The following is a 22,586-nucleotide window of genomic DNA, read 5'->3' on the forward strand; positions in this document are numbered from 1 at the left end:
GTGTGGCGCAGCATGTGCGGCGTGACGTCGAGATCGACCCCGAACCGCCTGCATCGTGCACTCGCCCTCCGGAAGACCACCTCCCACGCGACAGGAGGCATGGGCCGTGCCCCTTCCGCCAGCCAAAGACACAATGGTTCGGACGTTTCCGCCCATACCAAGCGGCTGCGTTCGAGGGGCGTCAGCACATCGACGCTGGCCCGAGCCGCATTCTTTTCGAGAAGGAGCCTTCCCCTATCGTGGCCGACAACACGGATCGGATGTTCGTTCGATCCGCTGCTTGGTTGCGAATGGCGCATGAGGACATTGGCCCGTTCCAACGCCGCGTATTCATGCAGACATTTCAGAACGCGCTCGGGCAATCGGATCACGCGCCCCTTGCTGCCCTTGCCAATCGCCGACGCCAACCGGAAAGGTCGGCTGCGCACCACACCGGCCGGCTCCAGTTTCGGGAGCTCGATCCAGAGGAGGCTTGCCGCCTCCTGGAGCCGCAGGCCCGTCGTGACGAGCAATTCGGCGAACAACGCATTGCGCTCGCTGTTGCGGCCCTGCCAGGTCGGGTCCTCACTCCCGTCTGGAAGACGACCGCGCAAGCCGATTTCGCGGAACAGGAGATACCGATCCAGGGAAAGGAATCGAACATCGTGGCTGCGTGCGCCGCGCTCCGTGGCAGCGTTGCCGGCGACCGTCATGACCGAGCCGCTGTTCGTCCGTCGCCATGATTGCCGATAGGTGAATGGCGATTTGGCATTCACACCCTCTTCAACAGCCCATCCATAAAGCTTGTCTAGCGCCGCGATCGACCGGTTCCAGCTCGCCGCGGAGATGCGCGCCGGGGGAAGCGCCAGACGTCGCGCCGCATGGAAGGCTGCAACATCGTGCCGATCAGCCGCCCAGAGGGACTTGTTGTCTCGGCGCTCGGCAAGAAAGCGCATCCAAATCAGGATATCCCGACCATAGGCGCGCAGACTGTTGGGCGAACGGACTCCCAAGGTTGGACAGGCTCTGAAGAACCGGTTCAAGTCGTGATTGTAGCTGCCATCCTGGTCAAGAATGAACGGCATACCGTCCACGAGGTCCAGATTTTCCGCGGCTGTGATTTCGTCCACAGACAGCGTGTGCACGACGCCATCAAGCGTAACAGACTGCCGCAGCGCCGAAAGATCCGTGAAGAAGAGCTGGGGCACATTGTTCTCCTTGGCCGCGATTTTCCCGCCGGGACGGGCTCGAGCCCGTCCCGGCGGGAAAATCGCATCGCCTCACCTCAAGCGGGGAAGGGTGTCGTCGACGTTGATCCTGTGCTGCAAACGTCACAGCGGTAAGACAGAACGCAGAGTCAGGATAACGGCGTTCTCCCGAGCAACGAACTCGATGACGAAGACGATCTGGAGATCGTGCATGAATACGTTCCGGGCGGGTCTCATTGAGACCCTTCTCCCTCGTGCCGCTTGCGAGCGGCAGGCGGCAAGGGAAGCTGCGCCGCGGCTGCACGATCCGTCAGCGCAAGGTGCAGATCTGCAGGTTGCCAGCCGCGCCCTTGCCCCCTTTGCTCTTCGCGGCGTCCGGAGAGGGCTCCGCCGGGTGCGGGAAAAGGAAACAGAAGGAAAGGCGGGCGCAAGGTGCGTCGGGAAGAAAAATGGAAAAGAAGGAACTGGAAGACCTCCGGGATCGGGTGCAATGCGCTGCCGTGCTGGAGAAGGCTGGGTTTGCCATCGACCTGAAGGAGAGCACCCGCAGGGCGGTCAAATACCGCGGCGGCGGGGCCATAATCATCGTGATTCACGAGGGCAGAGGCTGGTTCGATCCGCTCTCCGACGCCAAGGGTGACGTGTTCAGTCTTGTCGAGCATCTCGACCAAGTGCCCTTTGTCGAAGCCCTTGACTATGTAACCTCGCTGATCGGCTTCGTCCCGAAGCAGCCGCTCTGGACCCACGCTGCGCGCGAGATCGAGCCGCCGGCCAGCGTTTCGGAACGATGGACGAAGCGCCGCAAGCCGTGGCCGGCCTCGATGACCTGGCGCTATCTCTGCGACGACCGCTGCGTTCCTGAAGCAACCATCCGCGCAACGATCCGGCATGATCTCGTGCGCGAGGGGCCGCGCGGCAGTATGTGGGCTTGCCATCGTGACAGCGAGGGCGCCGTCACCGGCTGGGAGGAACGCGGGCCGGAATGGCGCGGCTTTTCGACCGGGGGAGCGAAAGTGTTGTTCAGGTTCGGCGCGATCCACGCGCCGCGCCTTTGCGTGACGGAGGCTGCCATCGACGCCATGAGCCTTGCCGCGCTGGAGAGTAATCGGCGCGATAGCCTCTATGTCAGTACCGGCGGCGGCTGGGCCCCTGCCACCGATGCGGCGATCCGTTTATTGGCGGCGCGGAAGGGGATGTCGGTGGTCGCCGCCACGGATAATAACGCGCAGGGCGATATCTATGCTGATCGATTGGAAGCAATTGCCCGGGACGCGAACTGCGCGTTTGAGCGCCATCGCCCCCACCACGAGGACTGGAACGAGGACCTTTGCGCTCAGCTGCGCGCGAATTCGAGGAGAGGCGCGATGTCGTGATTATCCGCGGCCTGCAGTGCCGCGACGTATCGCGTGCGCAGATCTCCCACGTCGCCCAGGCTTCCGCTACCCCAGCTGAAGGGCTCGGCGCCCAGTTTTTCCACGAGCAGATCGGCGGCCAGCCGCGCGTGACGTCCGTTGCCGTTCGGAAACGGATGGATGGCGACCAGGCGATGGTGGAAACGTATTGCGATCTCGTCAGGCGCGAATGTCTCATGCTCGACCCAATACCGCACGCCATCGAGCAGCGCCGTGAGTTCGACCGGAATTCGGTAGGCCTGGATGCCGATATTGCGCTCCGTCGTTCGGAAGCTGCCTGCCCATTGCCAGACCTCGCCGAACATGCGTCGGTGCAATGTACGCATGAAGTTTTCGGTCAGCATCCTGTCGGTCGGCATACGGCGTCGTCCGCGAGCCCAGGCTGCGCCCTCGACGATGTTTTCCTGTTCGGCCTCGTTGAGATCCTTCCTATGGGTGATCCAGCTTTGAAGCAGGCCCTCGCGCTCCTGCGGCTCGAGCGGTGTTGCGTCCTCTAGTTCCTGGAAAAGGTCGGTCATTTTTGTGACCAGAGATCGCGCTGGGAAAGCTGGTCGCGGATGTAGGCCTGGACGCGGGCTTCGAGATCGTCATCGCCCGTTCCCTGCGCCTCCAGACGCATCGTATGCGCGACCCGCTGGAGTTCGCGCATTGCGATCTTGCGCGCTCGCTCATCGACGGTGGCTTCGAGCGACGTATTCGGGACCAGTGCGTAGACGAGGGTGCAGTCGAGCGCCTCTGCCGCACGCCGCAAGGTGCTGAGCTGGATCGTTCCGGATGCCTCCGACTTCTCGATCGCTTCGACGGTCTGGGGCCGGATTCCCATCCGCGAGCCGAGCTGCGACCCCGTCATGCCAAGCGCGTCGCGCAACGCCCGGACCCATCCTTTCGGCGGCGCCCTGAAGCTCTCCGCCGGCTGCAGCCCGCGAAGACGCTCGTCAAGCCTTTTGCGCGCTCGTTTCCTTGCATCGTCCTTCATCGTTTAACTTTCCACCGACGCTGCCGATCAGGCAGCAGGCTGATTGTGACGCTGTATCTATCAGGTTGCGAACTGATAATCAATATAAGCAAATCAGGCTATAGCCTGATTCAATATGTAATCTTAACAGTCTACAAGCTGACGGCTCTGGTCAGATGGAGCAGAATGAAAAAAGGAAAAGGAAGAAGGGAGAGGAGGAAACCGGTTGCCGCATGCCCGCCGGCCGCGTCAAGGGTTAAGCTTCGCCCGCTGCGCGGCCCTTGACCCGTCCGGGCGGAGAGGCGGCTCCAAGGAGGGGTCAGGAAGGGCTGAAAAGGATGGCGACATCGCGAGGATGAGCCACGTGTCCTTCCCGACGAGGCTGAAAGGAGCCCGCCGATGACCGTCTCTCCAATACGTAAAGTCTTTGAAGGCATCGCCGACCGCCGGCAGATGTTCCGCTTGTTCGACCGCCACGCGCAACGCCTGAACCGCTGGGAGGGCGACGACAGCGCGCTGTATCGCGGCGAATGGTTCGAAACCGCCCAGGCCCAGCACGATTACATGTTCGAGATCCTGCCGCCGCTGTTCATGCGGGGCGACATGTTCGCCATGCGCGAGTTCCTCACCGGCAGCATCACCAGCATCTTTTTCACGCTGAAGATCGACGACCGGATGCGGTATTTCCACGGCTACTGCGACTTGTCCGAGAAGGGCTCGCCGGAGCGGATGCGTGCCGCAATCGTAGAGCGCGAAACCCGGCCTGTTCGGGCGATGACGCGCGAGGAACGCCTGGACCACATCTGGTCGAGCACCCATGATGACTATCGCGGCTATGCCGGCGAGCGCTGGCCGGAACACGACCACGGCAAGCGGACCGTGCTCTTCTACGGCGGACGCCAGGGCACCGTCCTGAAGCTGCTCGACGACCTCACGGATGCGGAGATCGCATCGAAGCTGCCGGTGCATCTGCGCTACCTCCCTGACGCGATAGCGGCGTAAGGGAGGCGGCGATGTTCACTTTTTCCGTGACGGACATCCACGTCGTCATGATGCGCGGACGCCTCGACGCGCACCTCAACGGCGGCTTCCGCAATCCCCACTACGGCATGTTTCCGGGCCGCGATGAGAAGCCCGGTCTTTGGCTGGTCGGCGACGAGGGCGTCTACATCCTCTCCAACGGTAAGCTCGCCGAAGGGCAGCGGCCGTTCGTCGTCTATGCCGAAGAATGCGATCCGAAGACCAACCCTGACTATTGGCAATACAAGCGCCAGCATTTCGGCGGCGATGACGGGGTCGAGTTTCTCGACGGTGCCATGCTCGTGAAGCTGATCGCTGCCAGCCCCGGATGCACGCATCTGAGGGTCGTCTTCCACGAGGATTCGATGCAACTCACCGTGATCGCGCGAGACTAGCGATCCGCAGACGCTCGCCGTCCCGCGGCCGGTCCAGCCCACCCAGTCCTCTTCATCCCCGCACATCGTCAGCCGACTGGAACCTTCCAGCGGGACGGCGACGCGCGCCTTCACCCAGGAGATTCCAGCATGTCATATGATGATCCCTTCACCATCGATCTTTTCGGCAACACCGCGCTTTCGTCCGGTCTCGGCCTGGGCGTGACGGCCTTCGGCAGCAACTTCGAGCCCGACGACGATCCGGATCCCACAACTCCAGCGCCGGCCTTGCCGATCGCCGCGGTCGTGGGGCCGTCGTCCCCGCCGTGCCGTGCCCGTGGCCCGAACTTCCATCTCGTCGATGACCGTGGTCTCGCCCGCCGCTGGAAGGACCGTGCGCGCGACAATATTGCCGCGATCCGGCTCGCTGCCGAGATCGAGGCGAGCGAACGTCCTGCGACGCGCGAGGAACAGGAGACGCTGATCCGCTTCACCGGCTTCGGCGCGTCCGATCTTGCCAACGGCGTCTTCCGCCGTCCGGGCGAGCTCGAATTCCGCAAGGGCTGGGACGAGATCGGTTTCGATCTGGAGGATGCGGTCGGCGAGACCGACTATGCGTCGCTCTCCCGCTGCACTCAGTATGCCCATTTCACACCGGAGTTCATCGTCCGGGCGATCTGGTCTGGCCTGCAGCGTCTCGGATGGCGCGGCGGCCGGGTGCTGGAGCCGGGGATCGGCACGGGCCTGTTTCCGGCGCTGATGCCGGAAGCGCTTCGTGATCCGTCGCACGTTACCGGCGTCGAACTCGATCCCGTCACGGCACGCATAGTCCGGTTGTTGCAGCCGCGGGCGCGGATCCTCACCGGAGATTTTGCGCGCACGGAGTTGCCGGCAAGCTTCGACCTCGCCATCGGCAATCCGCCATTCTCGGACCGGACCGTACGCTCCGACCGCGCCTATCGCTCGCTCGGGCTGCGATTGCACGACTATTTCATTGCCCGGTCGATCGACCTGTTAAAGCCGGGGGCTTTCGCCGCCTTCGTCACCAGCTCCGGCACGATGGACAAGGCGGATTCCTCCGCGCGCGAGTATATTACAAAGACGGCAGACCTGATTGCCGCCATCCGCCTGCCGGAAGGCAGCTTCCGGGCCGACGCGGGAACCGACGTCGTCGTCGACATTCTGTTCTTCCGCAAGCGCAAGGTCGCCGAGCCAGAGGGCAATCTTTCCTGGCTCGACACGGACGAAATACGGCTCGCCATGAAGGATGAGGGCGCCATCCGCGTCAACAGGTGGTTCGCCCAGCATCCGGAGTTCGTGCTCGGCACCCACGCACTGACCTCCGGCCCCTTCGGCGAAGCCTATACATGCCTTCCGCGTGACGGCGAGGATCTCGCCGCGGCGCTGTCGGCCGCCGTCCATCTTCTTCCGGAAGGCCGCTATGACGGCGAGCCCACCGAGATCGATCTCGATCTTGAGGACGCGACCGACGATAGTCCTGGCGATCTCCCTGCCGGCCGGCATGTCCGCGAAGGCAGCTTCTTCGTCGATAACGCCAGGGGCCTGATGCAGGTGATCGACGGCGAACCCGTTGCGGTGAAGGCCCGTAAGGGTCGCAGCGCCGACGGTATCCCGGAGAAACACATCCGCATCATCCAGAAGCTGATCCCGGTCCGTGACGCGGTGCGTGGGGTGCTGAAGGCCCAGGAACTGGGCCAACCCTGGAAGGATCTGCAGGTCAAGCTGCGCATTGCCTGGTCGAGCTTCGTGCGCGACTTCGGCCCGATCAACCACACCACGGTCTCGATCACCGAGGACCCGGAGACAGGCGAGACGCGCGAGAGCCATCGCCGCCCGAACCTCCAGCCGTTCGCAGACGATCCCGATTGCTGGCTGGTCGCCTCGATCGAGGACTACGACCTCGAAAACGACACTGCTAAGCCCGGCGCGATCTTTACTGAACGGGTGATCTCGCCGCCCGCGCCACCGGTGATCACCAGTGCCGCGGATGCGCTCGCCGTGGTGCTCAACGAACGCGGGCGCGTTGATCGCGATCATATCGCCGAGCTTCTACACCGTGATCCCGAAGACGTCGTCACTGAGCTTGGCAGCGCAATCTTCCGCGATCCCGCCGACGGTTCCTGGCAGATGGCCGACGCCTATCTGTCCGGTCATGTTCGCGACAAGCTCAAGGTCGCGGAAGCCGCGGCGGCGCTCGATCCCGCCTATGAGCCCAACGTCTCGGCGCTCACAGCCGTCCAGCCGGTCGATCTTCGACCTTCGGACATCACCGCGCGTCTCGGCGCGCCGTGGATTCCCGCCCAAGATGTCGTCGCCTTCGTCAAGGAGGTGATGGGAACGGACATCCGGATCCATCACATGCCCGAACTGGCATCATGGACCGTCGAGGCCCGCCAGCTAGGTAATCTGGCCGTCGGCACATCCGAATGGGGAACGGACCGCCGCCATGCCGGCGAACTGCTGTCCGACGCCCTGAACAGCCGGGTGCCGCAGATATTCGATACGATCAGGGATGGCGACAGCGAAAAGCGGGTTCTCAACGTCGTCGATACCGAAGCGGCCAAGGAAAAGCTTCACAAGATCAAGGCCGCCTTCCAACGCTGGATATGGTCCGATCCCGATCGTACCGACCGGCTGGCACGCGTCTATAACGACCGCTTCAACAACATCGCGCCGCGAAAGTTCAACGGCGATCATCTCAACCTTCCAGGCGCCTCGGGCGCCTTTGTTCTTTATGGACATCAGAAGCGCGGAATCTGGAGGATCATCTCGTCCGGCTCGACCTATCTGGCGCACGCCGTCGGCGCCGGCAAAACGATGACCATGGCAGCAAGCATCATGGAGCAGCGGCGTCTCGGCCTGATCGCCAAGGCGATGCAGGTCGTGCCGGGGCATTGCCTTGCGCAGGCGGCGCGTGAGTTCCTGGCGCTCTATCCCACCGCTCGTATCCTCGTTGCCGACGAGACGAATTTTTCGAAGGACAAGCGCGCCCGGTTCCTGTCGCGCGCGGCGACGGCGACCTGGGATGCGATCATAATCACGCATTCCGCCTTCAGGTTCATCGGTGTCCCGTCGGTGTTTGAACAACAGATGATCCACGACGAACTGGAGCTCTACGAAACCCTGCTGCTGAAGGTCGAGGATGAGGACCGCGTCTCTCGCAAGCGTCTCGAGCGCCTGAAGGAAGGACTGCAGGAGCGGCTCGAAGCGCTTTCTACCCGTAAGGACGATCTGCTCACCATCGCCGAGATCGGCGTCGACCAGATCATCGTCGACGAGGCGCAGGAGTTCAGGAAGCTCAGCTTCGCGACCAATATGTCGACGTTGAAGGGCGTCGATCCGAACGGTTCGAAGCGGGCCTGGGATCTCTATGTAAAATCCCGTTTCATCGAGACGATCAATCCCGGTCGCGCGCTTGTGCTCGCGTCGGGCACGCCGATCACCAACACGCTCGGCGAAATGTTCTCGGTCCAGCGCTTGATGGGTCACCCGGCGCTGATCGAGCGTGGCCTGCATGAGTTCGACGCCTGGGCCTCGACCTTCGGCGACACCACCACCGAGCTGGAGCTTCAGCCCTCCGGCAAGTACAAGCCGGTGTCCCGCTTCGCGAGCTTCGTCAACGTGCCCGAGCTGATCGCGATGTTCCGCAGCTTCGCGGATGTCGTGATGCCGGCGGACTTGCGCGAATATGTAAAGGTGCCGGCGATCTCGACCGGCAGGCGCCAGATCGTCACGTCGAAGCCGACACAGGCGTTCAAGCACTACCAGATGGTGCTGGCCGAGCGCATCAAGGCGATCGAGGAGCGCGAAGGGCCGCCGCAGCCGGGCGACGACATCCTGCTCTCCGTTATCACGGACGGCCGGCATGCGGCGATCGACCTGCGCCTCGTGGATGCCGACAATGACAATGAGGCGGACAACAAGCTCAACAACCTCATCTCGAACGCCTTCAATATCTGGAAGGCGACCGAGGGCAGCACCTATCTCCGCCATGACGGCAAGTCGTTTGAGCTGACCGGCGCGGCACAGATGATCTTTTCCGACCTGGGCACCATCAGCGTCGAGAAGACGAGAGGTTTTTCGGCCTATCGCTGGATCCGCGACGAACTGATCCGCTTAGGCGTGCCGGCTTCCGAGATCGCCTTCATGCAGGACTTCAAGAAGTCTGCGGCGAAGCAGCGGCTGTTCGGCGATGTCCGGGCAGGCAGGGTCCGGTTCCTGATCGGATCCTCGCAGACGATGGGAACCGGGGTCAACGCCCAGCTCCGCCTGAAGGCGCTGCATCATCTCGACGTCCCCTGGCTTCCCTCCCAGATCGAGCAGCGCGAGGGCCGCATCGTGCGTCAGGGCAACCAGCATGACGAGGTCGATATCTTTGCCTATGCCACCGAGGGTTCGCTCGACGCGACGATGTGGCAGAACAACGAGCGCAAGGCGCGCTTCGTCGCCGCCGCGCTCTCCGGCGACACCTCGATCCGCCGGCTGGACGACATAGGCGAGGGACAGGCCAACCAGTTCGCAATGGCGAAGGCCATCGCATCGGGCGATCAGCGCCTGATGCAGAAGGCAGGGCTTGAAGCCGATATCGCGCGGCTGGAGCGCCTGCGCGCCGCTCATATCGACGACCAGCACGCCGTTCGCCGACAGATCCGCGATGCCGAGCGAGAAATCGAATCTTCGACGCGGCGGATCGCAGAGGTCGGGCAGGATATCGAGCGCCTGGTTCCAACGGCTGGCGACGCCTTCTCGGTGACCGTCATGGGCAAGGTCTATGCCGAGCGCAAGGAGGCTGGTCGTTCCTTGATGAAAGAGATCCTGACCCAGGTGCAACTCAAGAGGCAGGGCGAGACGGTCATCGCTTCAATCGGCGGTTTCGACCTCAAATATGGTGGGGAACGCTTCGGCCGCGACAATTATCGATACACCACCATGCTGATGCGCACCGGCGCGGATTTCGAGATCGAACTGCCCGTGACGGTGACGCCGCTCGGGGCCGTCTCCCGCCTCGAACACGCGCTTGGCGATTTCGAGGGTGAACGCGAGCGCAATCGCCAACGCCTTGCCGATGCACGCCGCCGGCTCGCATCATACCAGTCGCGCGACGAAGGCGGCGATTTCGCCTTCGCCGGTGAACTGGCCGAGAAACGTCGGCAGCTTGCCGAGGTCGACGCGGCACTGGCGACTGATGTCGATGAGCGGATCGCGGCTTGAAAAGCGATACTCGATTTATCGCGAATTTTAAGAGGGATCGGGTAGACCCGCAAATGCGACCGATCATTTTGATTTTACAAAATCGCTCTTCTGAAATGAGAAAATAAGGAAGGGGAGAAGCTTGCTCGCAGCTCGGGCAGGCCGCTGACGCTTGCGCTCAACCGCGCCACTCGCGATCCCGGCCCGTCGTCCTGCGCAGGGCTGTAAGCCCTGCTTGGCCAGCCGGGCAGGGATGCTCGGCCGCAGTTGCACCGGCCCGTCCGCTCCGCGGTCCGGGAAGTGTCTTTGGAAAGAACTGAAGACGGAAAAGGGCTGGCAAGGCGCCGGCCCATCAATCCCGGAAGGAGCCAATCTCATGCAAATCCTCAAACTCGATCCCCGTGCGCTGAAGGACAATCCCGATGACACGCGTCGCTCGAAATCCTCGCCACAATCCGACGCGCTGTTGCTTGCGACGGTGAAAGCGGTCGGCATCATCCAGCCGCCGGTCATCTCGCCGGAAGTCGACGGTGGCAATGGCTACATCATCCAGGCCGGACACCGCCGCGTGAAGCAGGCGATCGCAGCGGGACTGGAGGAAATCACCGTCCTCGTCGTCGCAGCGGCCAACGACAATGGCGCGATGCGCTCGATGGTGGAAAACATCGCCCGCGAGCCGCTCAACCCCGTCGACCAATGGCGCGGCATCGAACGCCTGGTCGCGCTCGGCTGGACCGAGGAAGCGATCGGCGTGGCGCTCGCACTGCCGGTCCGCCAGATCAGGAAGCTCAGGCTCCTGGCCAATGTGCTGCCGGCCATGCTCGACCATATGGCGCTCGGCGACATGCCGAACGAGCAGCAGCTCCGGACCATCGCCGCAGCCTCGCTCGACGAGCAGAGGCAAGTCTGGAAAGCTCACAAGCCGAAGAAGTCCGAGCGGGCCGACTGGTACAACATCTCTCGAGCACTCACGAAGACCCGCATGTTCGCCAAGGATGCGAGCTTCGGGGATGATCTCGCCGCTGCCTATGGCATCGAATGGGTCGAGGATCTGTTCGCTCCGGCCGACCAGGACAGCCGCTACACCACCAACGTGGAAGCGTTTCTCGGCGCACAGCAGGAATGGATGACGAACAACATTCCGAAGAAGGGGTCGATCATCGAGGTCAACAACTGGGGCCAGCCGGAACTGCCGAAGAAAGCGGAGCGCGTTTACGGCAAGCCGTCCAAGTCCGATCACGTCGGGATGTATCTCGACCGTGACGGCAAGGTGCAGTCAGTCGCGTACCGGATGCCGGAGGATAAGAAAACGAAGAAGGGCGGTTCGTCCAAGACGGGCGGTCTGGCCGAAGCCGATGATGCAATCGTCGACGCGCCGAAGCCGCGCCCCGATGTGACCCAGAAGGGGCAGGACATGATCGGCGACTTCCGCACCGACGCCCTGCATGAGGCGCTTGGACGCGCCCCGATCGAGGACGACATGCTGATGGCCCTGCTCGTGCTTGCGTTCGCCGGCCTGAACGTCCGCGTGGATTCCGGCGCGACCGATACCGTGTTCGGGTCGAAGCGCTTTAAGCGCCACGCCGCCCGGCTGATCGGCGAAACCGGCAAGCTCGCCTTTGACGGGGAGACACTGCGCTTGGCCGCGCGTTCGATGCTGATCGATGTGCTGTCGTGCCGGCGGGGTATGTCCAACAGCGGCGTGATCTCCCGGATCGCAGGTGACGCGATCGGCGCCGACAACTTCCTGCCGAACATGGGCTCGGAGGACTTTCTGCTGTGCCTGTCTCGCCAGGCGATGGAAGCAGCGGCGAAGGAGGCGAACGTGCTTTCGCGCCAGAAGGTGCGGGAGACCCGTGCGGCTCTCGTTGATCATTTCAGGCAAGAGCGCTTCGTTCACACGACCGCACTCTTCGCGCCCGATCCGCAGGACATCGTGGATCTCATCAAGAGTGGCGAGGTTCTCGATGACGACGACAGCGCGGAAGAAGCAGACGTCGATGAGCCCGCCCTTGATGGAGAAGAAGCCCTCGCCACCCCCGAAGACGAGGCCGATCTTCCCGGCAGCGCCGATGACGCTCCCGAAGCCGTCGATCCTGACGAAGAGCAGAATGCTTACGGGATCGCCGCGGAGTAGCCGCGTCCCTCCTTCCCCTTCCGAATGAATGTCCGCCGCCGGTGATTTCCACCGGCGGCGGCTTCGTTTCCAACCCTAAAGATAAGGAGATCAACATGTCCGCACATCTCGCATTCCTGGCGCCGATCGGCACCGTTCTGGCGTGGTCCGACGGAAAGCCGCGCCCGCCGGAGCGCCATCGCAAAAAGCTCTCCGCGTGGAAGACCAACAACAGCAGAGGCCGGCTGATACGCAAGCAGGATGAGCGCGGCGCCGGCAACATCAGCCTGCCGTCCAGCTTCACGCTGCACGAAGGTGACTATGGCAGCGGCGGCGTGATCACGATCCGTATCCATCGTACCTTCACGCTGGAAACCAGCCTGACGTTCACGATCGTCGAACGTCCGGCGGTCGGCAGTTGCCGTGTCTTCGACGGCCCTGGCGACAGCGCCGAGCTCGTCCATCTCGCGCCGAGCCGGCAGGCTGCGCAGGAATGGCTGACCACCCATGGCTATCCGTCCGCCGTCCTCGAGGACGTCACGGCGGATGAGATCGCCGCCGATGTCGTGGAAGGGAGGGCTGCCGCATGATCGATCTTCCCAACACGAAGATGCCAGACTGCACCCCTGGATTTCCGGGGGTTTTCTTTGGTCTGTCCTGCGAAGGGTTCCCCGTCGCCCGCGTCGGCGATCACGCTTTTGCCATGCTGCCAGGTCATGCCGGACGGCATTATCTGGCAACAGGCTGGAAGATTGGGCGTCCGCTTCCCGAGTGGCGACGGGCAGACTTCTACGGCCATTCCGGCGAACTCGCCGATGAGGCGGCGTTTAGTACACACGTCATTGAACAGGCCGAACATCAGCGCGAAAAACAGGTGCTCGGACGTCGAAATATCGCCCCCCATGTGCATACGCCATGGGGTTCGGCCCAGCACTCGACAACCTATGCCGAGGGGATCGAATTCCACTCCACTGCAAGCCACGGCGGCTTTAAGCTCTCGGCCGACCGAAACCGCATTGTCCATCCGCTGCTCCGGGCGGACGACGGGTTCTACGAGGAGGATTGCGCCTGGGCTGCCATGGCGCTCACCTTCCCTGAACTGTTCACCAGCTTCGAGAAGCGTTGCGCCAGCGAGACGCTAAAGAACTGGGAGCCCGATGCGTGGGAGGCGATTTCCGCCACTGTGCTTGCTCACGGCGAATCTCATGTGAAGGATCGCCGCGCATTCGAGCTCGAGCACGCCAGCGACTGGATCGTGATTTCGGCACTTCGATCGGATCATCATCCAGGCATGACCGAGGTGATCGCCACGCGCGCAGGCAGGCGCGATCATGGCGGCGAGGAACGGCGATTTCTCGTGCCGTCACCCGAATACGAAGCAGACCGTTTCGGCTACGTCATCGATGAAGCGCGCCACGCAGCCTACGACGGCCCATCAAGCTTTGCCTCATGGACGGGGAGGACGGTGGCATGAACCGGTCCATCGATCGACAGGCGGAATTGCGGCGCATGGAAGAAGCGTGCCGGCAGACGCGGCATCAGCTCGACATGATCGACCGCCAGATCATTCGCAGGATGACCGCGCTGATCCCATCGCTTGGACGGCGCAAATACGGATATCGCCGCGGCAGGCCTCCTGAACCCGAAGCCTTCCTCACCCGCTACCGCTCCAATCTTGCGGCGATCACCGCGCACCGCCAGCCAGAGATCGATGCTCTGACGCGCAAGCTTATGCGGCAGCAGTCCGCGATTGCGGCATTGCAGGAGACGATACCATGAAGCGCCATGAACCGCTTCCGTCCCTCACGGATCAGGAGGTAAAGGCGCTTCAGTATTACGCGGCGAGGCACGGCCGATCATGGAAGCGCATCCTCAACACCGTCTGGATGGGCGAAGGGCGCTGCGATGACGACCAGATCCTTCGCAAGCTGCGCAACACGCACGGCCCGGCCTGGCTGGACCGCTATCGGCTGCCGAAACCTTGAGCAATCGGCACAGCCCTGATCAACGCTTGCGCACGAACTCGGTGCGCAGGACCAGGCCTTTGATTGCATCATGCCGGCAGTCAATCTCTTCCGGATCGTCGGTCAGCCGGATCGAGCGGATCACCGTGCCCTGCTTCAAGGTCTGGCCGGCGCCTTTGACCTTCAGGTCCTTGAGCAGCACGACGGAGTCGCCATCGGCCAGCACGTTGCCGGAGGCGTCGCGCACTTCTGCGGCTTTTGCTTTTTCGGCGGAAATCTCGGATGCCGGACGCCATTCGCCGGTTGCTTCGTCATAGACATAATCGTCGCCGCTATGATCGCTCATCTGCGGTGCTCTTTTCGCGAATACTGTTGGCCGGTCGTAACGCCAGATGCGCGTCTATCGTGGAAAGGCGGCGCAAGCAAATCAGGGTGTTCTGACAGGCACATCGGGCATATTGGCGATCCATTCTGGCGACGTGGAGCACCAGTGACGTCAGCATGGAAAGACGAGCTTGCAGGTGCGGGCCTGGCGCGCATTTTGCATGACCTCCTTTCCGGTTTCGGCATCCGGCCCTTGGCCGTTCTGTCCTTCGGTTTCGTGGCGGTCTGAACCAGCGCCCGTCCGGTTCAAGGCCGCTGTCGCGCCGCGGGGCGGCCGGTCATGCCGCTCTCGACAAAACAGGCACGCGGGCTTCGCAGAACCGTGGGTTCGGCTTGCCCGCCCACCTGCTTCGCTCGATCTGGCCTGCCCGGACCCTGAACCGCCCGGCTTGCGCCGGTTCCTTTCGACCGCACCGAAGGACAGAACGGCCAAGGGGCCGAACGCTTCGTGCAAACCGAAAAGGAAACCATCATGGCAAAGCCCGCAACCTCTTCCCGTCAAGCTTCTCGCCCTGCCGCACGCGTTGTGCAGCTCCGCAAGGGCGCCACGATCGAAATGGTCCGCCTGACATGCCCCGACGAAGCGCAGGCGCTCCGGATCGCCGAAAGCTTCGGAACGGCCATCCTCGACAGCGACGGCATCCGCGACATGCACGAGCGCCTTATCGTCGAAACAGCGACCGGCCTCTCCGATGGCCTCGGCGAACGGGCGATGCAGATCCATCTCCAGCGCATCGTCGGCGCCTATGTCGGATCGGCCCATGGCGCTGGCCAGTTCTACAGCAAGGCCGTCACCGAAGCACGCGATGCGACCGCCAAGGGTGCGTCGGACGCCCGCGACGAGGATCTCGATGGCCCGGTCGGTTACGACAGCGCCGCCCAGCGCAAGCGCGAGTTCGCAGCCGACATGGGTATTCAGGCCCACGCGCTCCGCCTGGCAGCTGAAGGCGCCGTCGCAGCCTACGAACAGATTGTCGGTGAAGCGTGGAAGCCATTCGATCGGCCGGTCGACAACCCCGGCCAGGCGCTCGACCGCAAGGCGGCCGCAGCACAGATGGACGCTCTTGGCTGAGACGTCTCCGGCGGAGCATCCAGCTCCGCCTTCGTCGGGACGAGGCCGCCTCACTCCGAGGCGGCCATTTTTTGTGTCGCCGTTGGAGTAAAGCTCAATGGGGAAACAGAGGAAAGACGAAGAGACGCGGGGCGACATCGCTGCCCCGTCCCGTTCGTCGGTCCTGCAGGATCCGGCGGCAAGCCGCAACGGCTGCGCCGTCCTCCACTGGCGTTCCGGCCGTTCCGGTGCGCCTTCCCCCCGATCGCTCCTGCTTTCGGCCCTCCGCGACGGGGCCGCGATGGGCGCGGCCTCCTGAAACGGAGGTTTGGAAATGAGCAGGAAAACAGCAAACACGCGGACCGATATCTATGCACGCATCACCGACAGGATCGTCGCCGATCTGGAAAAGGGCGTGCGCCCATGGGTGGAGCCGTGGAGTGCGGCCAATCTACCGGGCCGGGTGAGCCGGCCGCTTCGTCACAACGGACAAGCTTACACCGGCCTCAATGTTCTGCTTCTGTGGTCGGAGAGCGTCGCCAGTGGTTTCATGTCGTCAACATGGATGACGCTGCGCCAGGCAAACGAACTCGGCGCTCACGTGCGCAAGGGCGAGAGCGGCGCGACCGTCGTCTATGCCAGCCGCTTCACCAAAACCGAGACGGACGCGGGCGGCGGAGAGGTCGAGCGAGATATTCCCTTCCTGAAGGCCTATACAGTTTTCAATTGCGATCAAATCGATGGCCTTGCAGATCATTATTACAGTCGCCCCGAACCGATCGCGAGACCGCTTGAGCGTATCGAGCACGCCGATCGCTTCTTCGATAACACGGGCGCTGTCGTCCGTTACGGCGGCGACAAGGCCTATTATTCTCCTGCCTCCGACCACATCCAGCTGCCGCGGCCCGAACAATTCCGGGACATGGCCTCTTTCGTTGCGACGAGAGCGCACGAAACCTTGCATTGGGCGGGCGGTCCCGCCCGACTGAACAGGGACCTGAGCCGCTACCACAAGGATCGCCGCGAGAGGGCGTTCGAAGAGATGCTGGTGGAGCTTGGGGCAGCGATGATCTGCGCCGATCTGGGTATCGTGCCGGAGCTGGAGCCTCGGCCGGATCATGCCGCCTATATCCAGAGCTGGGCCGAAATCCTCGGATCCGACAAGCGGGCGATCTTCAATGCGGCGGCGCATGCGCAGCGCGCTGTCACATATCTGCACGACCTTCAGCCGCAGGCAGCTTCCGGAAAGGAGGCGGCCTGATGCTCCAGGTGTCGAACTTTACCGGGGACGGCGCGCCCTCCCCGATCCGGCTGCGGGCGCTTTTGCTCGGCGCCGGCGTCCAGTCCACCACCATGGCGCCGATAGCAGCGCATGGTGAGATCGGGCCGATGCCCGATTGCGCGATCTTTGCCGATACCGGTTGGGAGCCAAAAGCCGTCTACGATCATCTCGAATGGCTGATGTCGCCGAATGTCCTTCCATTCCCGGTCCATGTGGTGTCGGCCGGCAATATTCGCGACAATCTCATGGACGCCGCCGCCGGCAAACGGTGGGCTTCGATTCCGGCTTTTGCAAAAACCGTGACGCCAGCCGTGGCGGGCGACACGAGCGTCGTGCCGTGGATCGGCCGCAAGATCGGAAAGGCAGGCGCAGCGGAGTTCTATGCGCAGATCAGGGAGCAGATCGCATCAGAGGCCTTTGCGGTGCGGGAAATCCTGTCGCAAGGCAATCGGGTTATAGCAATCGGAGAACTTGCGTCCCGCGTTCTGCGGACGGGTAAGCTGATCGAGTCAGAATTTTGCTTTGATTTCACCGTGGAGAATGGCGAAATCACCCGCTTCCGTCTGTTCGAGGATAGCTTCGCCGTGGCGAAAGCTGCCGTCTAATTTTATATTATCACCAGCCCGACTCAATACACTAGATAGGCACATGCCGTTCGTCGCAAAAATCCTAACATTCGCGACAAAATTGGCGGCGCTGAAAACACAGCCGAATTTCTGTCGCAAAAGTCGCGTGCAAAAGTCAGACTTTCGCGACTGAGTTCTGCGACAGTTTTCGCCCGATAGAGAATCCGTTCGATTTATGCGGGAACGAGCGTGCTTTTGCTCTGTTGTCGTCGCGCAGGCTGGGCCTGGTGAAGATAGACAGCGAACGTGTCCCAGGGCGGGGTGATGGAAAGTTGCCAGAGAACGCGGCCAACCTCGCCTCGGTGATAGCCTCCATGCAAGGCAACATGGGTCAGCATTTCCTCGCGGGTCATATAGCCCTTGTCGCCATCGGTGAAGGTGAAGGCCACAGTCTCGGAAAGCGCCGTGGGAGAGACCGTGCCAAGGTAGTCGAGATACCATTGGTCGGAGGACATGACGGCGGCCCGCAGTTCAACTAGCCCCGGCGTTTCTTCGAGATTATCCGACGTGAAGCCATGCGGAACGCCTTGCAGATGGCCGGCGAATATCTGAGAAACTACATAATAATGGCTGATCAGCCCGAGAGCGGTTCGCAGTTCCGCCCCATTTTTTTCGGGGTCAATGCTTTCCAGCTTGTTGAACAAATCGACATTGGCCCAGGCGTGATAGCCGTAGAGTGTTTGGAGCAAGGTGCTCATTGCCACCGATCCTTTCGAGGTTTAGAAATGTGAGCAAGTCCTACACATTTTCTACGGAGCCGACTTCTTGTCTACTCGCATTGCAAAGCAGCAATCCGTTATGCGCAAGGAGCCGCGACAGGCGCGGTCTCGCGCAACCGTCGAAACGATCGTTCAGGCCGGTGCTCGCATTCTGAGCGATGAAGGATGGGCTGGGTTCACGACAAACAGGGTCGCGGAGCTGGCCGGTGTCAGCATCGGTTCCCTCTACCAATATTTCCCCGACAAGCTCTCTTTGGTCGATGCAATTCGCCACCGCCATCTGGATGACAGCATGGGGGTGATGAAGAGGGTCCGCCCGGATGGGATATCGCCTGCAAAGTTCGCGGCGCAACTGGTGCAGGCCGTGGTTGCGGCGCATAGCGTATATCCAGGCCTACATCGCGTCCTGTTGGACGAAGCTCCCAGCTCTGAAGAGTATCGCAATCCGCACAGCGAATTCGAGATTGAATATCTTGCCTACTACGCTGAGGCCGTTGCCACATACCGGAAGCGCCAGCCTAACCCGGACGATCATGTCGCCGCCCGCGTGATTTCGGACGCGATTGACGGGGTGATACATAATGCGGCTCGGCGTGGTGCCATCAATGACTTGGCGATGCAGAGAGAGCTGGTCCGCTTGATCACCCTGTACATCGGGGACTCCGGCTAGACTCGCGGAAATCAGGATTTCCGCGACAGGAGGCGACGAAATATCCTACCGTCGATGATGATCAGGCTCGCCATGATCAATATCATTCCGACAAGCTCGAACACCTCCAGCTGCTCGCCAAGAAAGGCACTGCTTAGCATGATCGCGCTGACCGGCACGAGTAACGTCACCAAGGAGGCGTTGGTTGCTCCCGCCGAAGCGATGAGATTGAAATAGAGGATGAAAGCGAAAGCTGTGGTGAAGACGGCGAGGGCAAGCACGGACAACCATATCGAACCGCTGGATGTGATGATGCTGGCGGGGCTGTAGAAAACAAAAACAATCGGCACCATAAGAATCGTTGCGCCGGTGAGTTGCCCGGTGGCGACCACTGTAGGGCTTATATCCCTGAAGCGCTTCGCATAGACAACGGCGAAGGCATATGAAACCGCAGCTCCGACCACCGCGAACTTTGCCCATGCGGGGCCGCTGAGATCAGACAATAAACCGGGACCGATAGTTATGGCAGTTCCGGCGATCCCAAGTGCCACTCCGGCGAGCTTCCTCGCCGATAGCTTTTCGTCGGCCGTGAGCAAGTTCGCCACGAGGATCGTCCATAGCGGGGTTGTCGCGTAAAACACCGATGCAAGCCCCGCGCCGATCGCCGTCTGGCCTGTAAAAATCAGCGAAAACGGAATGACGTTGTTAAGCAGGGCCAAGAGCAGGAAAGACATTGGCCGCGCCAGAACAGGCGCGAAGGATAAGCCACGTAGCCGCAGCCAAATATGCAAGACCAAAGCAGCGATCGAGACGCGATAGAGCACCAAGGCGAGAGGTGGAATCTCTGCTACGGCGATGTGGGCGAAAAAGAAGGAACCGCCCCAAAGAATACCGAGGAGCAAAAGCTGTCCCCAATTGCTTGCCGACATAGGCCGCGCTGATGCCGTCGCCACGTTCTTCTCCCTCAATTTCTTGCCGGCAGCGATCGTCACGCCGCGCATGCCGGGCACGACCCGGATTTACGCGGCGAGAGACTTGGTGCTTTAGACTGGATAGGCGAATTTCGTTCGCTATAATGAACGCAAGGAAATCGTTCGTCAATCCGAACGATGTATTTGTATATCGAACGGACATATGAATCTTAAAGACCTTGTTGCAAGCGCTATCCGTCGCGAACGGGAACAGTCGGGCATGAGCCTGTCTGCCCTGGCGACCAAAGCCAATCTGGCGAAATCAACCCTATCGGAACTTGAGGCAGGCAAGGGAAATCCCAGCATCGAAACCCTGTGGTCGATTGCTTCAGCGTTGGAAATTCCCTTCAGCTTTTTGTTCGAAAGCGCGTCGTCTCATAGCCAACTGATCCGGGCAGGTGAGGGGGTAGAGCTTGCGGCGGACGGCTCGGATTTTACGACAGTGCTTCTTAGCAAGTGCCCCCCTGCGAGCCGGCGCGATCTCTATCGCCTTACGCTTCGGGGCGGGTCGATCCGCAATGCGGAGCCGCACCCTAGAGGGACAATCGAGCATATCATTGTGATTAACGGAAGGGTTCGCCTGGGGCCGGCAGCGGCTACCGAAGACATTGGCCCTGGTGACTATTATCGCTATCCGGGTGACAGACCGCATTCCTACGAAGCCCTATCCGAAAATGCTGTAATCCTGCTCGCGCTAGAAAGCTCGCGTTAGATCAGCATACAAAAATCATTGTCGCGAAATTCCCAAGTTTTTTCACGATTCTGCGTCTGATATTTGTCTTGTCGCAAAATACATATTTCCGCGACGGATTGTACGCGGTAAATTCCGGGCTGCACCATAGCGAATGGAACCACCTTGCTTATCGGATATGCCCGCGTTTCGACAGACGACCAGACTCTGGACCGACAGCGTGCGGCGCTAAAGGCGGCTGGGTGCAAGCGCATTCTTGAGCAAAAGGTGTCTGGAGCGACATGTGATCTTCTCGACATTGCGGAGCTGCTGGACGCGGCCAGGGCCGGCTTGCGGTCTTTGGCCGAGCCATGGGCCGATACCACGTCGCCGGCTGGTCGCATGGTGCTGACCATCTTCGCCGGAACTGCCGAGTTCGAGCGAGGAGACACCATCCAGTCGAAGATGGCTCTGCTGGCGAACAGTCGGTAGTGCAGACGCACCCATCGGCGATGGCGCCGAAGGGAACGGTAGGTCTGCAGCCGTGACGTGGTGTGAGCATGGTCCCGAAAACGATTGTGCCAGCGGCGTGCTGGTGGTGAGTTCAACGATTGGTCTCGCGGCATGTCGTGGTCGATCCGGTTCGGACAGGCCACACCCACACAGACCTCGATGAATCTGGTGTGACCGAAGGACGCCTTCGTCTCGATCGCCTTGGCCGCAACGGCCATACGCAACTTTCTTCCCCTGCGAACAGGTTCGCATTCCTCGCGGGCCAAGAAAGCCGCTCCCGGCCGTCCTCCACTTCGTTCCGGCCGCCAGCGGTGCGGCGTCGATCGCCGTCGGTCTTAACACCGTCATCGAGGACGCGATGGGCGCGGCCCGAGCAAACCGGAAAGGTTACGACAATGGCAGTCATCGGCGAATTCACCACCAACGGCAACAACTCGATCATCGGCAACGTGCGAACTCTTACCGTCAGCATGAAGGCCCGCCTGAACCCCATCGAGCGCGTCTCGCGCGACGCTCCGGACTTCCGCATCACCGCCGGCAACGGCGTCGAGGTCGGCGCCGGCTGGAAGGCGGTCTCCAACGACGGCGAGGAATACATCTCGGTCAAGCTGGACGACCCGAGCTTCAACGCCCCGATCACCGCAGCCCTTTGGCCGGGCGAGAAGGAAGGCGACTACGCCCTCATCTGGAACCGCCCGAAGCGGGAGGCCTGATCCACGCCGAGGAGCTCCGCTCGACAAGGCGGGGCTCTTTTCGTGTCGCAAGGGAGAGCCGGGCGCAGGCATCGAGCCTGCCTCCGGCTTTTTGGGGTGCCACACTGGAGGTAGGGGAACTGCTCAGTTCGTCCAAGGGTGCCATGGCGAACCGAAGGCGTCCAGCACGAGCGGTGCCTCCAATTTGCTCCTTCCGCCCATGGCGGCTTCCGCAAATCGGCTCCTCCACTCGCCGCCTCCGGCGGTCGCGTCCCGCGATGCTGGACCCCTCCGCTTCGCCATGACGCGCTGCGTCGTCTTTCACAAACGTCAAGGAGACGACGATGACGATTTCTCTCGAAATTCAGCGCGAAGAACTTAAGGCCGAATTGCGCAATGCCGTGGATGCGGGCGAACGCCGCCAGATCGCGGCGGAGCTGGAGATGGTGCAGGCCGAGCTTGCAGCCATCGAGGCCGAGCAGGACGGCCGCGTCAGCGCGGAGCCTCCTTTCTAGGAGGCTTCCATCATGCTGCCGCTTCCGGCAGCGTGATTGCTTCAGCCGTTCAACGCGTCCTTGACCGCTTTGCCGGGCGCAAAGGTCAGCTTCTTCGACGCCGCGATCTTGATTGTCGCTCCGGTTGCCGGATTGCGGCCTTCACGCGCCGGAGTGTCCTTCAGCTTAAACTTTCCAAACGATGGGATCGACGTTTCTGCGCCAGCAAGCGCCGCGTCGGTGATCTGCTTGAAGACACTTTCGACGATCGTCTTGGCCTGCGCCTTGGTGAGGTT

General features: G+C 61.9%; 26 protein-coding genes and 1 pseudogene. 20 read left to right on the plus strand and 7 right to left on the minus strand.

The genetic code is table 11. The features are described from left to right. A partial coding sequence (locus RS75_RS23130; RefSeq protein ID WP_045024849.1) for a tyrosine-type recombinase/integrase occupies nt 1-1,187 on the minus strand: 1,187 nt, incomplete at its 3' end. Between the two features lie 449 nt (nt 1,188-1,636). On the opposite strand from RS75_RS23130, the gene RS75_RS23135 reads away from it, so the two are divergent. Next, nucleotides 1,637-2,560 carry a DUF3991 and toprim domain-containing protein gene (locus RS75_RS23135; protein WP_045024850.1) on the plus strand — a complete coding sequence of 308 codons (924 nt, stop codon included), beginning with the start codon at nt 1,637-1,639 and terminating at the stop codon, nt 2,558-2,560. Here the strand turns inward: RS75_RS23135 and RS75_RS23140 are convergent. Both RS75_RS23140 and RS75_RS23145 read right to left on the minus strand, forming a co-directional pair. Continuing rightward, a complete protein-coding gene (locus tag RS75_RS23140; RefSeq protein WP_045024852.1) occupies nt 2,521-3,117 on the minus strand; it encodes a mobile mystery protein B in 597 nt (198 codons plus the stop codon). The two genes, RS75_RS23135 and RS75_RS23140, sit on opposite strands and share 40 nt — an antisense overlap. Next, nucleotides 3,114-3,575 (minus strand): mobile mystery protein A, encoded by a 462-nt coding sequence (locus RS75_RS23145; RefSeq protein WP_045024853.1) that lies wholly within the window; start codon nt 3,573-3,575, stop codon nt 3,114-3,116. Before RS75_RS23145 ends, RS75_RS23140 begins: the two co-directional genes overlap by 4 nt. A gap of 378 nt (nt 3,576-3,953) precedes the next feature. Here RS75_RS23145 and RS75_RS23150 point away from each other — a divergent pair, with 378 nt between their 5' ends. From RS75_RS23150 to RS75_RS23190, 8 genes are all read left to right on the plus strand, one after another. Then, a complete protein-coding gene (locus RS75_RS23150; RefSeq protein WP_045024854.1) occupies nt 3,954-4,556 on the plus strand; it encodes a DUF1419 domain-containing protein in 603 nt (200 codons plus the stop codon). 11 nt (nt 4,557-4,567) lie between these two features. After that, entirely contained in the window at nt 4,568-4,969 is a 402-nt protein-coding gene (locus RS75_RS23155; protein WP_045024855.1) for a DUF3085 domain-containing protein, read from the plus strand. A 129-nt stretch (nt 4,970-5,098) separates the two neighbouring features. Beyond that, nucleotides 5,099-10,180 carry an Eco57I restriction-modification methylase domain-containing protein gene (locus RS75_RS23160; protein ID WP_045024857.1) on the plus strand — a complete coding sequence of 1,694 codons (5,082 nt, stop codon included), beginning with the start codon at nt 5,099-5,101 and terminating at the stop codon, nt 10,178-10,180. A gap of 355 nt (nt 10,181-10,535) precedes the next feature. Continuing rightward, nucleotides 10,536-12,296 (plus strand): ParB N-terminal domain-containing protein, encoded by a 1,761-nt coding sequence (locus RS75_RS23170; RefSeq protein ID WP_045024861.1) that lies wholly within the window; start codon nt 10,536-10,538, stop codon nt 12,294-12,296. A gap of 95 nt (nt 12,297-12,391) precedes the next feature. After that, on the plus strand, nt 12,392-12,865 hold the full coding sequence (locus RS75_RS23175) for a hypothetical protein (RefSeq protein WP_045024884.1): 474 nt from the start codon (nt 12,392-12,394) through the stop codon (nt 12,863-12,865). Then, a complete protein-coding gene (locus RS75_RS23180) occupies nt 12,862-13,749 on the plus strand; it encodes a DUF7007 domain-containing protein (RefSeq protein WP_045024862.1) in 888 nt (295 codons plus the stop codon). The genes RS75_RS23175 and RS75_RS23180 overlap by 4 nt, the downstream gene beginning before the upstream one ends. Then, the gene (locus RS75_RS23185) at nt 13,746-14,054 is read left to right on the plus strand and encodes a hypothetical protein (protein WP_045024864.1); all 309 of its coding nucleotides are present in this window, start codon (nt 13,746-13,748) and stop codon (nt 14,052-14,054) included. Before RS75_RS23180 ends, RS75_RS23185 begins: the two co-directional genes overlap by 4 nt. Then, complete coding sequence (locus RS75_RS23190; protein ID WP_045024866.1) at nt 14,051-14,260, plus strand: hypothetical protein; 210 nt, start codon at nt 14,051-14,053, stop codon at nt 14,258-14,260. Before RS75_RS23185 ends, RS75_RS23190 begins: the two co-directional genes overlap by 4 nt. A 19-nt stretch (nt 14,261-14,279) precedes the next feature. Here RS75_RS23190 and RS75_RS23195 read toward each other — a convergent pair whose 3' ends face one another. Next, nucleotides 14,280-14,585, minus strand: a complete 306-nt coding sequence (locus tag RS75_RS23195; RefSeq protein WP_045024867.1) for an alkylphosphonate utilization protein — start codon at nt 14,583-14,585, stop codon at nt 14,280-14,282. 144 nt (nt 14,586-14,729) lie between these two features. Here RS75_RS23195 and RS75_RS27350 point away from each other — a divergent pair, with 144 nt between their 5' ends. From RS75_RS27350 to RS75_RS27420, 6 genes and pseudogenes are all read left to right on the plus strand, one after another. Further along, entirely contained in the window at nt 14,730-14,852 is a 123-nt protein-coding gene (locus RS75_RS27350; protein ID WP_267884634.1) for a hypothetical protein, read from the plus strand. Nucleotides 14,853-15,095: 243 nt separating this feature from the next. Next, a complete protein-coding gene (locus tag RS75_RS23200) occupies nt 15,096-15,695 on the plus strand; it encodes a hypothetical protein (RefSeq protein WP_012654887.1) in 600 nt (199 codons plus the stop codon). Nucleotides 15,696-15,792: 97 nt separating this feature from the next. Beyond that, nucleotides 15,793-15,993, plus strand: a complete 201-nt coding sequence (locus RS75_RS23205) for a hypothetical protein (RefSeq protein WP_045024869.1) — start codon at nt 15,793-15,795, stop codon at nt 15,991-15,993. A gap of 15 nt (nt 15,994-16,008) precedes the next feature. After that, nucleotides 16,009-16,935: an ArdC family protein gene (locus RS75_RS23210; RefSeq protein ID WP_045024871.1), complete on the plus strand. Its 927-nt coding sequence runs from the start codon at nt 16,009-16,011 to the stop codon at nt 16,933-16,935. Next, nucleotides 16,935-17,267 (plus strand): annotated as a pseudogene (locus tag RS75_RS27415) (hypothetical protein); the annotation flags it as partial. The gene RS75_RS23210 and the pseudogene RS75_RS27415, both read left to right, overlap by 1 nt. 21 nt (nt 17,268-17,288) lie before the next feature. Then, the gene (locus tag RS75_RS27420) at nt 17,289-17,561 is read left to right on the plus strand and encodes a nuclear transport factor 2 family protein (RefSeq protein ID WP_234617956.1); all 273 of its coding nucleotides are present in this window, start codon (nt 17,289-17,291) and stop codon (nt 17,559-17,561) included. 194 nt (nt 17,562-17,755) lie between these two features. Here the strand turns inward: RS75_RS27420 and RS75_RS23225 are convergent, their stop codons facing one another. Continuing rightward, complete coding sequence (locus RS75_RS23225) at nt 17,756-18,280, minus strand: DinB family protein (RefSeq protein ID WP_045024874.1); 525 nt, start codon at nt 18,278-18,280, stop codon at nt 17,756-17,758. 67 nt (nt 18,281-18,347) lie between these two features. On the opposite strand from RS75_RS23225, the gene RS75_RS23230 reads away from it, so the two are divergent. Next, nucleotides 18,348-18,971, plus strand: a complete 624-nt coding sequence (locus RS75_RS23230) for a TetR/AcrR family transcriptional regulator (protein WP_324607195.1) — start codon at nt 18,348-18,350, stop codon at nt 18,969-18,971. Between the two features lie 11 nt (nt 18,972-18,982). Here the strand turns inward: RS75_RS23230 and RS75_RS23235 are convergent, their stop codons facing one another. Further along, nucleotides 18,983-19,879, minus strand: coding sequence for a DMT family transporter (locus RS75_RS23235; protein WP_045024878.1), 897 nt, complete (start codon nt 19,877-19,879; stop codon nt 18,983-18,985). 205 nt (nt 19,880-20,084) lie between these two features. On the opposite strand from RS75_RS23235, the gene RS75_RS23240 reads away from it, so the two are divergent. From RS75_RS23240 to RS75_RS26925, 4 genes are all read left to right on the plus strand, one after another. Continuing rightward, complete coding sequence (locus tag RS75_RS23240; RefSeq protein ID WP_045024880.1) at nt 20,085-20,633, plus strand: helix-turn-helix domain-containing protein; 549 nt, start codon at nt 20,085-20,087, stop codon at nt 20,631-20,633. Between the two features lie 144 nt (nt 20,634-20,777). Further along, nucleotides 20,778-21,083, plus strand: a complete 306-nt coding sequence (locus RS75_RS23245; RefSeq protein ID WP_052679743.1) for a recombinase family protein — start codon at nt 20,778-20,780, stop codon at nt 21,081-21,083. A gap of 416 nt (nt 21,084-21,499) precedes the next feature. After that, the gene (locus tag RS75_RS23250) at nt 21,500-21,817 is read left to right on the plus strand and encodes a DUF736 domain-containing protein (protein ID WP_041723935.1); all 318 of its coding nucleotides are present in this window, start codon (nt 21,500-21,502) and stop codon (nt 21,815-21,817) included. A 323-nt stretch (nt 21,818-22,140) separates the two neighbouring features. Then, on the plus strand, nt 22,141-22,311 hold the full coding sequence (locus RS75_RS26925) for a hypothetical protein (protein WP_012654900.1): 171 nt from the start codon (nt 22,141-22,143) through the stop codon (nt 22,309-22,311). A gap of 41 nt (nt 22,312-22,352) precedes the next feature. Here RS75_RS26925 and RS75_RS23255 read toward each other — a convergent pair. Then, nucleotides 22,353-22,586 (minus strand): HU family DNA-binding protein (locus RS75_RS23255; protein WP_045024882.1); only part of this gene is annotated, 234 nt, incomplete at its 5' end.

Origin of the sequence: Rhizobium nepotum 39/7 (assembly GCF_000949865.1) — a bacterium.
GTDB lineage: Bacteria > Pseudomonadota > Alphaproteobacteria > Rhizobiales > Rhizobiaceae > Agrobacterium > Agrobacterium nepotum.

What these genes read in the sequence shown, in the direction of transcription:
- RS75_RS23135 (WP_045024850.1), top strand. Translation starts at nt 1,637, where the DNA reads ATGGAAAAGAAGGAACTGGAAGACCTCCGGGATCGGGTGCAATGCGCT.
- RS75_RS23250 (WP_041723935.1), top strand. Translation starts at nt 21,500, where the DNA reads ATGGCAGTCATCGGCGAATTCACCACCAACGGCAACAACTCGATCATC.
- RS75_RS23180 (WP_045024862.1), top strand. Translation starts at nt 12,862, where the DNA reads ATGATCGATCTTCCCAACACGAAGATGCCAGACTGCACCCCTGGATTT.
- RS75_RS23140 (WP_045024852.1), bottom strand. Translation starts at nt 3,117, where the DNA reads ATGACCGACCTTTTCCAGGAACTAGAGGACGCAACACCGCTCGAGCCG.
- RS75_RS23170 (WP_045024861.1), top strand. Translation starts at nt 10,536, where the DNA reads ATGCAAATCCTCAAACTCGATCCCCGTGCGCTGAAGGACAATCCCGAT.
- RS75_RS23200 (WP_012654887.1), top strand. Translation starts at nt 15,096, where the DNA reads ATGGCAAAGCCCGCAACCTCTTCCCGTCAAGCTTCTCGCCCTGCCGCA.
- RS75_RS26925 (WP_012654900.1), top strand. Translation starts at nt 22,141, where the DNA reads ATGACGATTTCTCTCGAAATTCAGCGCGAAGAACTTAAGGCCGAATTG.
- RS75_RS23235 (WP_045024878.1), bottom strand. Translation starts at nt 19,879, where the DNA reads ATGTCGGCAAGCAATTGGGGACAGCTTTTGCTCCTCGGTATTCTTTGG.
- RS75_RS23150 (WP_045024854.1), top strand. Translation starts at nt 3,954, where the DNA reads ATGACCGTCTCTCCAATACGTAAAGTCTTTGAAGGCATCGCCGACCGC.
- RS75_RS23175 (WP_045024884.1), top strand. Translation starts at nt 12,392, where the DNA reads ATGTCCGCACATCTCGCATTCCTGGCGCCGATCGGCACCGTTCTGGCG.
- RS75_RS23205 (WP_045024869.1), top strand. Translation starts at nt 15,793, where the DNA reads ATGGGGAAACAGAGGAAAGACGAAGAGACGCGGGGCGACATCGCTGCC.
- RS75_RS23145 (WP_045024853.1), bottom strand. Translation starts at nt 3,575, where the DNA reads ATGAAGGACGATGCAAGGAAACGAGCGCGCAAAAGGCTTGACGAGCGT.
- RS75_RS23225 (WP_045024874.1), bottom strand. Translation starts at nt 18,280, where the DNA reads ATGAGCACCTTGCTCCAAACACTCTACGGCTATCACGCCTGGGCCAAT.
- RS75_RS23240 (WP_045024880.1), top strand. Translation starts at nt 20,085, where the DNA reads ATGAATCTTAAAGACCTTGTTGCAAGCGCTATCCGTCGCGAACGGGAA.
- RS75_RS23155 (WP_045024855.1), top strand. Translation starts at nt 4,568, where the DNA reads ATGTTCACTTTTTCCGTGACGGACATCCACGTCGTCATGATGCGCGGA.
- RS75_RS23195 (WP_045024867.1), bottom strand. Translation starts at nt 14,585, where the DNA reads ATGAGCGATCATAGCGGCGACGATTATGTCTATGACGAAGCAACCGGC.
- RS75_RS23190 (WP_045024866.1), top strand. Translation starts at nt 14,051, where the DNA reads ATGAAGCGCCATGAACCGCTTCCGTCCCTCACGGATCAGGAGGTAAAG.
- RS75_RS23210 (WP_045024871.1), top strand. Translation starts at nt 16,009, where the DNA reads ATGAGCAGGAAAACAGCAAACACGCGGACCGATATCTATGCACGCATC.
- RS75_RS23185 (WP_045024864.1), top strand. Translation starts at nt 13,746, where the DNA reads ATGAACCGGTCCATCGATCGACAGGCGGAATTGCGGCGCATGGAAGAA.
- RS75_RS23160 (WP_045024857.1), top strand. Translation starts at nt 5,099, where the DNA reads ATGTCATATGATGATCCCTTCACCATCGATCTTTTCGGCAACACCGCG.